Origin of the sequence: Paenibacillus sp. ISL-20 (assembly GCF_018613005.1) — a bacterium.
In the GTDB taxonomy this organism is placed as follows: Bacteria; Bacillota; Bacilli; order Paenibacillales; family Paenibacillaceae; genus Paenibacillus_AQ.
Genome location: NZ_JAGGRD010000021.1, coordinates 71,773 through 84,622 on the forward strand (window position 1 = coordinate 71,773; position 12,850 = coordinate 84,622).

Consider the following 12,850-nt stretch of genomic DNA (forward strand, 5'->3'; position numbering starts at 1 on the left):
TGCACATCAAGGCAAAAATCGGCTCTACAAGAACGGGGTGACTCTCCTTATCATGAATCGTAATCATGATCGATTTGAAGGGAGCAAGAGGTTATGTGGAGCAGTGCGATTAAAGACGCCGTAGAGAAAATTCGGAAGAACATGGATACTTTCGGGACAAGATTTCCCCACGTCAGCAGGGACGGAGCTTATTTGCTGAATGACAATGACGACTGGACGAACGGCTTCTGGAGCGGCCTTCTCTGGCTATGTTATGAATACACAGGTGACGAGGCCTTCAGATTGGGGGCTGTGCGAACCGTAGAAGATTTCCGCCAACGCTTTGCGGATAAGAGGGTGCTGGATCATCACGATATCGGATTTCTGTATTCCTTGTCCTCCAAAGCGGAATGGATCGTTGATAAGGACGAAAGTGCCCGCCAGTTGACACTTCATGCTGCGGACTTGCTGCTGAAACGCTGGCGTCCGGGCGGAGGATATATTCAAGCCTGGGGTCCTGAAGGGGATGAACAGGAGGGTGGCCGCATCATTATCGATTGTTTGATGAATCTGCCGCTCTTGTTCTGGGCGGGACAGCAAACCGGCAATCCGGTATATCGGGAAATAGCAATCATGCAGGCGGATAAGACAAGGCGTTATCTGGTGCGGGGAGACGACAGTTCATACCACACCTTCTTCTTTGATCCGCATACCGGGGAGCCGATCGGAGGTGCCACGCATCAAGGTTATACGAACGGGTCGACATGGACGCGGGGACAAGCCTGGGGGGTATACGGCTTCGCACTGGCTTATCATTATACAGGAGATCATGTATACCTCGATACTTCTAAAAGAATGGCGAGATATTTCCTTGCGCACTTACCGGGGGATCATGTCGCCCTTTGGGACTTTAATGCTCCCGTAACCGCCGAGACTTATCGCGACAGCTCGGCCTCCGCCATTGTGGCAGCAGGCTTGCTGGAACTGATTGGACATCTGGAGGAGGAGGATCCCGAAAGAGCCGACTTTGAACAAGGTCTGAAGGATTCCATGACCTCGTTGGTACGAAATTACTCCACGATCGGCCAAGAGACGGAGGGCCTGCTGCAGCATGGCTCTTATCATGTGCGCGGCGGATTGTCCCCGGATGATTTCATGATCTGGGGGGATTATTTTTACCTGGAAGCTTTGATTCGGATGGAGAACGGCAGCAAGGGGTACTGGTATGAACGCTGATGCTACGGAAGCTTCGGTGGATGCCGTTTTAGCGGTTTTGAATCTGGAGGATCCCGCTATGCGTCCGATGCAAGATGCAGACGACCAAGGTCAACGGCACGATATACTGAGTAAGCTGCACAAGTACTTCTCTTGTCGGAGGACACCCGGATGGTGGACGAGCAGTGAGGATAAGCAAAAAGTTACGGAATATGTGAAGCAATACTGTGCAGATGAACTGGAAACGGTGATGATGACAGCGGATGAGGTGGTGCGGCAGACGTTCCTGTTCCGCTTTCCATGGGATATGGAACGTAGTGTAGTGCCCGTCACATTTGACGGTGATATAGACTGGTGCCATATTCCCGATCAAGACGTGGAGTGGGCTTATATGCTGAATCGCCACCGCTATTGGGTGGCATTAGGACAAGCGTATGCAATGACAGGCGATGAGATGTATGCCGGGGTGCTTTGCAATCAGCTTGAAGACTGGATACAGCGGAATCCAGTCCCCGAAGAACCTACGACGGATACGTTGACATGGCGCCCGATCGAAGCAGGCCTGCGCAGCGCGAACTGGATCAAGGCACTTCGATACATGATCGGCAGTCCATCCCTGACTCCGTCGCTGCTTTGTAAAGTGCTGATTTCGCTTCATGAGCACGGGGAGTATCTGGCCGCTTCCTTCACCAGCTGGAAGCATATCAGCAACTGGGGTGTCCTGGAGACTTGCGGTTTATACCATATTGCACTGTTCTTCCCCGAATTCCGTAAGTCGGCACGGTGGCGGGAATTGGGGGAAGAGAGACTGAAAGAAACGGCTAGGCTTCAGATCATGGCGGATGGCATTCACTGGGAGCAATCGCCAACGTACCATCATGAGGTACTGGCTTGTTATCTTGACTGCGTTCACCTTGCCAATCTCAACGGGGTGGAGCTTGACGGTTCATTTCGTCGTACGGTCCGCGATATGGCCAGAGCCTCTCTGTACTGGGCGAAGCCGAATCACAGGCAGCCGATGCTGGGAGATAGCGACGACAGTGATATCCGTTCCATTCTGACCTATGCCGCGTGGCTGTTTGGCGATTCCGTTTTGCGCTTTGGCGGAAATGCTCGGCCGGATTATGATAATGCCTGGCTGTTCGGCATAGAGGGAATCCGTGATTACAAAGCAATGGTTCCCTCGGAGCCGCTATACCTGAGCAGAGCATTTACCCATTCCGGTCATTATACGATGCGAACGGGCTGGGACGAAGAAGCGCTGTACCTTTATTTTCACTGCGGTCCGCTCGGGGGAGGCCACGGGCACGCCGATATGCTGCATATTGATCTCCATGCCTACGGCCGTGATCTGCTCACTGATCTTGGAAGGTACAACTATAGCGATCATACACCGCTGAGAAAAGCATTAAAGGAGAGCTCGGCCCATAACACAACGGTCGTTGACGGAATCGGGTTTACCGGGGTCAAGGACACCTGGTCTTTCGACCGGATTGCCGGGCCACTAGGCTGCAAATGGATCAGCAGGCCGGAGTTTGATTATGTCGAGGGGGCGCATGACGGCTATCTCTATGGGAATGAGCCGTTGTATCCGCGCAGAAGGATCATCTTTATCAAGCCGTATTATTGGCTGCTGATCGACAGCTTGGTGTGCCTTGAGCAGCATACCTTTACTCAGCATTTTCATTTTCCGCACCCTCCAGGAGAAGCCTTGATGGAAGCGGAATCATTGATTTGCCGTACAAACACCCTTGGGGAAGCGAATCTATCCATCATCCCCGTAACCACAGACGGCCTGCGTGCGGAAGTGGGCGAGGGCGTGATCTCCCGTGAATATAACCTGCTGGAACCTAATGCGAATGCGGCCTACTCCCGGACAGGGAAAGGTTTGATCAGCATCATGCAGGTGCTTTATCCTCATCGTCCAGGCGAAACAGCCGCTCCGCGAGTCCGTAAGGTACCTGTATATCGTCATACGGGCGAACGGGTTCATGACGGGCAAGCTGAGGCATGCGGGGTTCAGCTCCCGGGTATGGAAGAGGAGTTTATTCTCGTTGTTAGTCACCGTGCGCCATCCGGTCATTATGATTCTTACGTGGTGGAGGACATGCAGATCTTCGGAGAGATTGTGCTGATGACCGTCCAAGGCAGAAATAAGCAAGTAACCGTAATCATTTAATGAATGCTTCCGGCACAGAGGACTGATAGAATAAAGAGGACAATAGCATAAGAGAGGCGCAGAGAAAAATGTTCAAATTCACCTACTACAAACGCATCCAGCTGTCGTTTCTTTTGCTGATCTTTATTCCGCTGATTGCGGTTTCTATCATTTCGTTTGTTCTGATCCGGGATACGATGGTAGAGAAGCTGCAGCTCAGCAACGAGAATTTCCTGAACGTCATGACGGATGAGCTGAGCAAAACAATTGACGATGTAACGTTTGCTTCCCATTTTATCGTGAACGATACGAATGTTCGCAATATCCTGAAGTCATTTGCAGACACAAAACGGCTGGCTACTTATCAGGATTATGTGCATTTTAGACAAATTCAGGATGTGTTTTCCCTGATTAACTCCAAGCCGCTGAATAATAACGTCCGCATGTACTTGGTCAACCGTCAGCATTTCGTCATCTCTTCCGGCACGGAGGATTTGACCGCCATTAACGGAAGTGTCGACAAGCTGATGCAGCGCGTCGATCTCAATAAACCGGAAAGCCTGCAATGGCTTGGGATGGCGGGCGGCGACTCGGCAGGGAAGGGGAAAAGTTACTATATCGCCAGGGTCATTTATGACAGCCGCGAGAAGAGGCAAGTGTCCGTATTGCTCAGCGCCATTTCCGATACGTACTTCAACAGGCTGCTTGGTACGGTCGACTTTGGCAAGGTGGCGCTCTTTGATACAACCGGGGAATTCATCGCAGGCGATTCGGGGCTAATCCCGAATCATACGGAGACTAAGGGCAGTGTCCGAACGGACAGGACCATTTTGAAATCGAACTGGAAGCTGGCCTATGAGGCTTCGGAGAAAGAGTGGTCGGGGCAAATCTCCCGGACTTTTTATACCGGTCTAGCCGGGGTTATTCTGCTGTTTCTCGTTTTCTCCGGGATGTCCATCCTGATCGCCAAAAGGCTGCACAGTCCGATTCTCAAGCTGCAGCGGGTTGTACGCCAGTTCGGAATGGGAAACCTGGATGTCAGACTGGAGGTCAAGGGCAAGGATGATATCGCCGAATTGGGGCAGACGCTGAATACGATGCTCGATCAATTACAGCGGCTGATTCACGATATCGAACAGGAGCAGGAACAGAAGCGGGTGATGGAGCTCGAAGCCTTGTTTATGCAAATTCGCCCTCATTTTTTGATTAACACGCTGAATTCGATCAAATGCAGCTTGATCTTGACGAAGGATACGCTTCACAGCGGAATTATAGATTCACTGATGAGTTTGCTCCGAGCCTATCTCAAGGTCAATGAGCCGGCCACTTTACGCGAGGAATGCAAGCTGCTGGGCCATTATGTCGACATTATGAAAATCCGCAATGAAATCCCGCTTCATTTAGAGGTTGATCTGGATCCGGAAACCGAGGGGCTCATTTTGCCGAAGCTTATTTTGCAGCCTGTCGTTGAGAATGCCATCGTCCACGGGCTTGTCGATCATCAGACTCCACGCATTGAGATCCGTTCCCGAAGCAATCCGGACGGAGTCCGAATTGAGATTACAGACAATGGCTTCGGGGCCGATGAAGATATGCTCCAATGTCTGAACCGTAGGCTGGGAAAACCAAGCGGCGAGCAGGATGGAGCTTATGAGAGAGTGGGTCTAATGAACATCGTCCAAAGACTCCGATTGACCTTCGGACCGGAAGCGAGTTTGACACTCGCCAACCTTCCGCAGGGTGGAATGTCAGTTTCACTGTATTTGCCCCAAAGTCATCATCATGTTTTTTTACCGGAGGGAGAGGAAGAATGATGTATAGAGTAATGCTCATAGACGATGATGTTCCTATGCTCAAGGTACTGCAACAGATGATTGACTGGGAGGCAAACAATCTGCAGATTGCTGGCAGTACGTATTCCAGTGCGAAAGCGCTGCATATGTTTGAGGAATTACGTCCGGATATTGTCATTACGGATATCGGACTGCCGCAAAAAAACGGCATTGAGTTGGCGGACCACTTTATTCGCGTGAAGCCGGAGGTTCGGATTATCTTCCTGACCTGTCATGAGGATTTTCATTACGCCCAGCAAGCCGTAAAGTTGCAAGCGGATGATTATTTGATCAAGGATCAGCTTACAGCTGAGCAGTTGGAGCAGAGTCTTGGCAAATCCATGCACTTGTTAAAGACGCGGGCCGGTCTGATTAATCGCGAGGCGGCGAGTTACAACAGCCAGCTCTTTCGGCAGGATTTGCTGCAAAGGGTAATCAATGGCTCACCGTCCGAAGCTACTTTGGCTTATGCGGCACAGATCGGCATCTCTTGGACGTATCCGTGGTTTATGCTGGGACTGGTCAGCATTCAACTGTCCAGCTTTGACAAGCGTTTCAGACAAACAGAATTTCCACTGATTTTATACGCTGTCTACAATATCGCGACGGAATTGTCCGAATCGTATGAAGGAATTACGCCGTTCATGGAGCAGGGGAACATTGTGATTCTGCATAACTTTAGGGTAAATCTCGCACAGAATGCCAGCTTGAATCTTCATAATTATTTGCAGCGGCTGTGTTACCAGTGCGTTCACTTTCTCAAAATTCAACCAAACGTTATCGCGGTCACAGACAAAATGGAATTAAGCTCGATTGGTTCCATCTATCAGGAAATTCTCCATGGCAAGTGCGAGTTTTACGCAAATACCGACTATACGATATCCGAAATTTCGCAAATAAGGTCGCGGTGGTTTCAAGCTGCGCCACAGGGGTTTCTTGACAGCTACGTTTCAGAGATCGAACGGATGCTCATCAAGCAGGATCTCGACGGAATACGCGCTGCGCTTCAGAAGATCGCCGGGACCGCAAAAGAGCTGTCGATTGATCCGAACGACTTTGCCAGGGACCTTTCCTCCATGCTACGCGGTATCGAGCTGATGTTCTCCAGTCTGAAATTCGATGAGGATCTGTTTGCCTATCTTGCTTTAGCTCGCACCTTGGAGGATATGATGGAACTGGTGGAGAGAAAGCTGATCCAGATTATTGGAACCCGGCAAACGGGAGTAGGAAGCTCCCCGAATGAGCCGAAGCTGCAGGTGATCCAGCAATATATCGATCAGCATCTTGACGATAACATCACGTCGATCGATATGGCACGCTATCTGTTCTTGAATCCGAGCTATTTTTCGCGATATTTCAAACGGATGACGGGGTTGACCTTCACGGATTACGTGCATCAGTACAAAATGAAGATGGCTACCAAAATGCTCAGAATGTCTGGACAAAATCTGGAGTCTCTTGCTATGGGATTAGGTTATTCGGATCGGACGTATTTTTCAAAAGTGTTTAAAAAATACGTGGGGACCACGCCGAGCGAATATAAAGCGAAGTACACCGCGCGAAAATAAGTGGACCGCTACAGTTCAATTAACATATACAGCAGTAAGCCGCCCGACAAGGGCGGTTTTTTATGATTTTAGAATGTATGAGTTTAAGCGAAGCGCAAGCAATAATGTATTTGCATTTATATGTTTTGGGGTCCCCGCAAAGTATTTGGAATCAGCATCGAAGCATAGGCTCCACTTTGTGAGGCTTTTTTTAGGTCAAAATCTTGCACATGGCTGGTCATAATCCCTCCTTCTTGCCGATAGCGGATGTATTACTATAATGACAACTTACAAATTGTTGAGGTGATGCTACATGGAGGCTGTACAACAACCTGTGCCCAAGAGCCGACGGAAGTTTTGGACCCCCAAGCGGAAAGAGGCTTTGATCGGGTGGCTCTTTCTGGCCCCGGAAATCGTCGGAATGCTGCTATTAAACGTATTTGCCCTTGGATTTTCTTTGTATTTGAGCTTATCCGATTGGGATATGCTGTCGGGTGTCCAGGGTATCGAATTTACCGGACTGGATAATTTCATCAAGATGTTCCATGATCCAACCATTATGCAAGCGATAAAGAACAACTTGATTTATATGGTTCTTACGGTGCCGATTCCGATTGCGATCGCCTTGGTGCTTTCGGTATTGATTCACAACAGCGTGTTCTTCAAGAGTTATTTTAAAGTCGCGTTCTTTATTCCTTATATCTCTTCGATCATCGCAGTTGCTGCGGTGTGGAGCGCATTATTCCACCCATCGCTGGGGCCGATCAACCAGTTTCTGATGGACATCGGGATCAGCAGTCCGCCGAAATGGCTGGTCGATCCGAAAACGTCGCTCTTGGCGATTTCGATTATCAGTTCCTGGGCGGGCCTGGGCTACACGATCATAATCTACATGGCTGGGCTCACGAACATTTCGAATGAAATTTACGAAGCGGCGGATATTGACGGTGCCAGTTCGATCAAAAAGTTTTTTGCGATCACGGTTCCGATGCTCCGCCCGACGACCTTCTTCCTGTTGATTACGATGTTGATTGGCTCGTTTAAAGTGTTCGACATCATCGCCTTTTTAACGGAAGGCGGCCCGAACAATTCTTCTACCGTGCTTGTATTCCGCATCTATGAGGAAGGCTTTAAATACTACAATATGGGATACGCTTCGGCCATTTCCTGGTTGCTGTTCGCGATTATCGGTCTGATTACCGCGCTTACCTGGAAAATGAGAAATGAAGAATAAGGAGGGAGAGGAATGTACATGCAGCTGCTTCGAAAAAACGTGTCCAAAGTGATAATCACCCTTATCATGGGGGCATTGTCCATCGTGTTTCTCGTTCCGCTCATCTGGATGATTTCCGCGGCTTTCAAATATGAGAAGGATGTTATGCGATTCCCGATTCAATGGATACCGGAAAAGGTGAATCTGGCGTACAATTTCAAGATGGTCTGGATGGGAAGAGTTCCCTTCTATGATTTCTACTTTAATTCTTTTAAAATAGCGATTATTACGACCTTAATCACGCTGATTATCTCATCCATGGCAGCTTATGCGCTGACAAAGATTCGATTCAAAGGACGGAATCTCGTCTTTATGGCCTTGCTCTCGTTCATGATCATTCCGGATCAGGCGACGCTGATTCCGCGATTTCTGCTCATTCGCTGGTTTGGTCTCTACAATACACATGCGGCCATCATATTCATGAGCATGTTCTCAATCTACTTCACGTTCCTGCTGCGTCAGTTTATGATCGGGATCAGTGATGAATACTTGGAAGCGGCCAGAATTGACGGAGCGGGTCATCTGCGGACATTTGCTTCCATTATGGTTCCGCTCTGCAAGCCTGTGCTTGCTACAGTAGCGATTATTAAATTCATTTGGACCTGGAACGATTACCAGAATCCGTTGATCTTCTTGCTGGACAAGGACTTGTACACCATTCCGCTGGGTATGACGCTGTTCCGCGATGACTACACCAACAACTATGCCATTATGATGACGGCGGCTGTATCGGCGATCATTCCGCTGGTCATTGTGTTTATCGCATTGCAAAAGCAGGTCATAAACGGCATTGCTTTAGGCGGGGTAAAAGGTTGATACTAAGTCTAAAGTGAAAATCAGAAGTTTTCATAAAAGTCAAAAATGTAATCCTAGAACCTCAAAATTTTGCACTTGATCGGCCTTGCTGGTGCCTATAATGAACATGAAAACAGCACGACAACTAATTTATCTGTGCAGGGGGAAGTAAGATGAAGAAAAAAAGCAAACACAGATTATCCGTCATTCTTAGCACGATCCTGGCGAGCACCCTGGTATTAAGCGGCTGCGGGAATTCCGGGTCAGAAACGGGTGCCAGCAAGGACGGCGGAAGCGGTCAGGCGGACAAGCAGGTCACCGTCAAGTATTACAACTGGGATAACGAAGCTCAACAGGCGGGTACGGACGCCATGCTCCAGGAATTCATGGATCAGAATCCGAATATCAAGGTCGAACACGTGGTTCTGGTTCCGGGCGATTCCGTGGAAATGTTGAAAAAGCTTGATTTCCTGATCTCCTCCGGTGAAGCGATCGACGTTATTCAATTCCCAAGCTTGGGCGGAGTTCTCGAACGGGCTACACGCGGAGCTCTTGCTCCCCTGAACGAGTTCTATGAGCAAGAAAGTCTGGTTCCGGAAGACGAGTACTTCGTAAATGCCAAGGTAGATGACAAGTATTATGGCATGCAGTACACCAAGAGCATGAACTATGTGATGCTCAACAAGAATGCTCTGGATGAAGCGGGACTTGAAGTTCCGAAATTCGGCTGGACTTGGGATGATTACCGCGATTATTCCAAAAAGCTGACTAAGGGCGAAGGCGTTGACAAGCGTTATGGGTCTTACTTCCATACGTGGGAGCTTTATATGAATGCTCCGGCGCAAACCATGATGAAAGATCCGTTCGTATATGAGGATGGAACTACCATTCTGTCGGATCCGACTTACAAGTATTTCTTCCAGCTCCGCAAAGATATGGAGGAGACGGACAAGTCGGCCAAACCTTACAGTGACGTACTTGCCGCGAAGCTGAACTACCGTACTGAATTTTTCAATGAAGAAGCCGCTATGATTCTTACAGGCAACTTTACGATAGCGGATCCAGGCAATACCGATCAATATCCGCATGATTTCAAAACAGCCTTCGCTCCTGTACCTGTGCCTCCTGCTGGCTGGGAGCCTAAAGAGTATGAAGGAAAATACTTCACGAGCGGCAGTATGCTGGCGATGGGCGCCAATTCCTCCAACAAGGAAGCTTCCTTCCAGCTTATGAGATTCATGACAACTGCCGATTCGGACAACAGACCTGAGTTCTCTGGTTACAAGAAGGCGAATAATGAAGAATTGTTGACGAAGCTAGTTGCCGGTAAAGAGGATAAGTACGATATGGATTCATTGAAATATACGCTGTTTAGCGATGAAATCCAGTATCTTGATGCAGCAAAAGTCATGGTGACAGCTACCTCGGAATTGACCAAAATCATTGATGACGGCTTTGCGAAATTCATGCTTAGCAATGAGCCGATTGATGAAGTTCAGAAATGGATGGTTGACGAAGCAACGAAGCTCATCAACGAAAAAGGCGTTGTTAAATAATCGGGCCTTGATAGAAACCGCAAGGTTGATGCTTAGCTATTGATTGGAAGGGCTGTCTTCAGTGATCATACATCTGAGGCAGCCCTTATTCTATTGTGATACTCAAAAATAGGAGCAGAGCGATGATCAACGATAATAGAAAGCTTGTAGAACGACGGCCTGCACAGGTCTGGACGGAGGCTTTTCCCGTCGGCAACGGGAGACTCGGAGCGATGGTATTTGGCGGTGTGTCCACCGAGCGGATTGGTTTGAATGAAGATTCCGTATGGTATGGCGGACCGAAACAGCATGACAATCCAGAGGCGTTAGAAAAGCTGGATGATATCAGATCTCTTCTTCACTGTGGGGAGCTGCGAGAGGGGGAGCAGTTGGCGCTTACACATTTTACGAATGCTCCGCAATACTTTGGACCTTACCAGCCGCTCGGAGATCTGCTGCTTCAGTTCAAATCCGGCACGTCAGAAGTTAATCATTACAGGCGGGAGCTGAATCTGAGGACGGGCGTTGCTTCCGTAAGCTGGGAAGAGAACGGTATTCTCTATGATCGGGAAGTCTTTGCTAGTGCTGTTCATCAAGTGATTGTCGTTCGTATTTCCGCATCGGAACCTGCAGCTATTCATTTATCAGCCCGGTTAAGCAGGCGACCCTTCGATGGTAACATAAAGCGAGAAAATGAACGTACATTGGCGATGGAGGGCATATGTGGGCCGGATGGTGTTAAATACGCGGCAGTACTTCATGCTTATACGATTGGCGGCAAGTGTCAAACGGTTGGCAATTACCTCAATATCCAGTCTGCCGATGTCGTTACTTTGCTGCTCGCCGCTCAAACATCGTTTCGCTGTGATGACCCGTACCGGGAGGCGCTGCGACAAGCGGAATCCGCTGTATTGCTTCCATATGGCTCATTGCTGGATGAGCATATTGCTGATCATTATGCTTTATTTGAACGAGTAAGTCTGGAAATTGAAGCGGCTGATACATGGATAACTCCGGTAACGGAAGAGGGCCCTTCAGAGGCAGAAGATGCACTTGTTGATAGGTCTACTTCGGAGAGACTACAGCTTTATCGGCAAGGGGTGAATGATCCTGGGCTTGAGGCGTTGTTCTATCAATATGGTCGTTATTTACTGATGGCAAGCTCGAGACCTGGGAGTTTACCTGCCAATTTGCAGGGAATTTGGAATGAGAGTTTCACGCCACCCTGGGAGAGTGATTATCATCTGAACATTAATTTGCAGATGAACTATTGGATTGCCGAGACAGGTAATCTGCCGGAATGTCACGAGCCATTGTTCGATTTTATCGATCGTTTGGTCATAAACGGGCGGAAGACTGCGACATCTCTGTATGGGGCGAGAGGTTTTACGGCGCACACTTCATCAAATCTGTGGGCAGAGAGCGGCTTGTTTGGAGCATGGACACCCGCTATTTTCTGGCCGATGGGCGGGGCATGGCTGGCACTGCATTTATGGGAGCATTACCGCTATAGCCTGTCAGAGTCATTCCTGCGTGAACGGGCTTATCCAGTCCTGAAGGAGGCTTCCTTGTTCTTTCTTGATTTTCTTGTTTTTGATGAAAACGGTTATCTGGTTACTTCGCCTTCGCTCTCACCGGAGAACAGCTATATTAATGAGAAAGGACAGATCGGTTCCTTATGCTCTGGTCCTTCGATGGATTCACAAATTTTATATGCGTTGTTTACCGCCTGTATTGAAGCAGCGGAGATTCTGGAGCTGGATGAGGAATGGAGTAGACAATGGAGTGGTACGCGGGCGAAGCTTCCTCAGCCTCAAATCGGCCGATACGGGCAGGTCATGGAATGGGCTGTTGATTATGAAGAGTTTGAGCCGGGTCATCGCCATATCTCCCATTTATTCGCTCTTCACCCGGGAGAACAGATTATCCCTCATCAAATGCCCGAGTTAGGGGAGGCTGCCAAGGCAACGCTGGAACGGCGCTTGAAGAATGGCGGAGGACATACCGGTTGGAGTCAAGCGTGGATCACGAATTTCTGGTCAAGACTTGGCGAGGGAGAGAAAGCGCATGACAGTCTTCGCGAGCTGCTGGTCAAGGCAGTACATCCGAATTTGTTCGGTGACCATCCCCCTTTTCAAATTGATGCCAATTTCGGCGGAGCGGCCGCGATCCAGGAGATGTTGCTGCAATCCCATGGCGGCGAAGTTCGTTTGCTTCCTGCTCTGCCGTCCTCATGGGCAAGTGGTTCGGTGAAGGGACTGCGTGCTAGAGGCGGTTATACAGTAAATATTAGCTGGAAAGAAGGCAAGCTTGAAGCGGCTGAGATTTATTCGGAGAATTTCCGGGATTGTGTTTTATTTAGCGGGCAGCAGCTTGAAATACTTGATTCCACGCATGTTCCTGTACCTATAACATGCCTAAGCTCAGGCTTGGGTTATCAATATACGTTTGCGGCTGAGGGGGGAGAGACCTATCAGATTGCATTAAAAAGATAATGAACCATGTTATTTACTGAG

8 protein-coding genes are annotated in these 12,850 nt (G+C 49.0%); all 8 read left to right on the forward strand.

What is annotated here, in order from left to right:
- Positions 1-93: 93 nt before the first annotated feature.
- Positions 94-1,215, forward strand: coding sequence for a glycoside hydrolase family 88 protein (locus J7E85_RS12960; protein WP_215158386.1), 1,122 nt, complete (start codon positions 94-96; stop codon positions 1,213-1,215).
- Positions 1,205-3,373: an alginate lyase family protein gene (locus J7E85_RS12965; RefSeq protein WP_215158388.1), complete on the forward strand. Its 2,169-nt coding sequence runs from the start codon at positions 1,205-1,207 to the stop codon at positions 3,371-3,373. Before J7E85_RS12960 ends, J7E85_RS12965 begins: the two co-directional genes overlap by 11 nt.
- A 68-nt stretch (positions 3,374-3,441) precedes the next feature.
- Positions 3,442-5,166 carry a sensor histidine kinase gene (locus J7E85_RS12970; RefSeq protein ID WP_215158390.1) on the forward strand — a complete coding sequence of 575 codons (1,725 nt, stop codon included), beginning with the start codon at positions 3,442-3,444 and terminating at the stop codon, positions 5,164-5,166.
- Positions 5,163-6,752 carry a response regulator transcription factor gene (locus J7E85_RS12975; RefSeq protein ID WP_215158392.1) on the forward strand — a complete coding sequence of 530 codons (1,590 nt, stop codon included), beginning with the start codon at positions 5,163-5,165 and terminating at the stop codon, positions 6,750-6,752. The genes J7E85_RS12970 and J7E85_RS12975 overlap by 4 nt, the downstream gene beginning before the upstream one ends.
- 292 nt (positions 6,753-7,044) lie before the next feature.
- Positions 7,045-7,965 (forward strand): carbohydrate ABC transporter permease, encoded by a 921-nt coding sequence (locus J7E85_RS12980; RefSeq protein WP_076326113.1) that lies wholly within the window; start codon positions 7,045-7,047, stop codon positions 7,963-7,965.
- Between the two features lie 18 nt (positions 7,966-7,983).
- Positions 7,984-8,820 (forward strand): carbohydrate ABC transporter permease, encoded by an 837-nt coding sequence (locus J7E85_RS12985; RefSeq protein ID WP_483311316.1) that lies wholly within the window; start codon positions 7,984-7,986, stop codon positions 8,818-8,820.
- 152 nt (positions 8,821-8,972) lie between these two features.
- Positions 8,973-10,355 carry an ABC transporter substrate-binding protein gene (locus J7E85_RS12990; RefSeq protein ID WP_215158396.1) on the forward strand — a complete coding sequence of 461 codons (1,383 nt, stop codon included), beginning with the start codon at positions 8,973-8,975 and terminating at the stop codon, positions 10,353-10,355.
- Positions 10,356-10,477: 122 nt separating this feature from the next.
- Positions 10,478-12,829 (forward strand): glycoside hydrolase family 95 protein, encoded by a 2,352-nt coding sequence (locus J7E85_RS12995; RefSeq protein ID WP_215158398.1) that lies wholly within the window; start codon positions 10,478-10,480, stop codon positions 12,827-12,829.
- Positions 12,830-12,850 lie beyond the last annotated feature (21 nt).

Bases quoted from the DNA above. Each gene is read 5' to 3' on its own strand.
- J7E85_RS12960 (WP_215158386.1), top strand. From the start codon at position 94: ATGTGGAGCAGTGCGATTAAAGACGCCGTAGAGAAAATTCGGAAGAAC.
- J7E85_RS12965 (WP_215158388.1), top strand. From the start codon at position 1,205: ATGAACGCTGATGCTACGGAAGCTTCGGTGGATGCCGTTTTAGCGGTT.
- J7E85_RS12970 (WP_215158390.1), top strand. From the start codon at position 3,442: ATGTTCAAATTCACCTACTACAAACGCATCCAGCTGTCGTTTCTTTTG.
- J7E85_RS12975 (WP_215158392.1), top strand. From the start codon at position 5,163: ATGATGTATAGAGTAATGCTCATAGACGATGATGTTCCTATGCTCAAG.
- J7E85_RS12980 (WP_076326113.1), top strand. From the start codon at position 7,045: ATGGAGGCTGTACAACAACCTGTGCCCAAGAGCCGACGGAAGTTTTGG.
- J7E85_RS12985 (WP_483311316.1), top strand. From the start codon at position 7,984: ATGCAGCTGCTTCGAAAAAACGTGTCCAAAGTGATAATCACCCTTATC.
- J7E85_RS12990 (WP_215158396.1), top strand. From the start codon at position 8,973: ATGAAGAAAAAAAGCAAACACAGATTATCCGTCATTCTTAGCACGATC.
- J7E85_RS12995 (WP_215158398.1), top strand. From the start codon at position 10,478: ATGATCAACGATAATAGAAAGCTTGTAGAACGACGGCCTGCACAGGTC.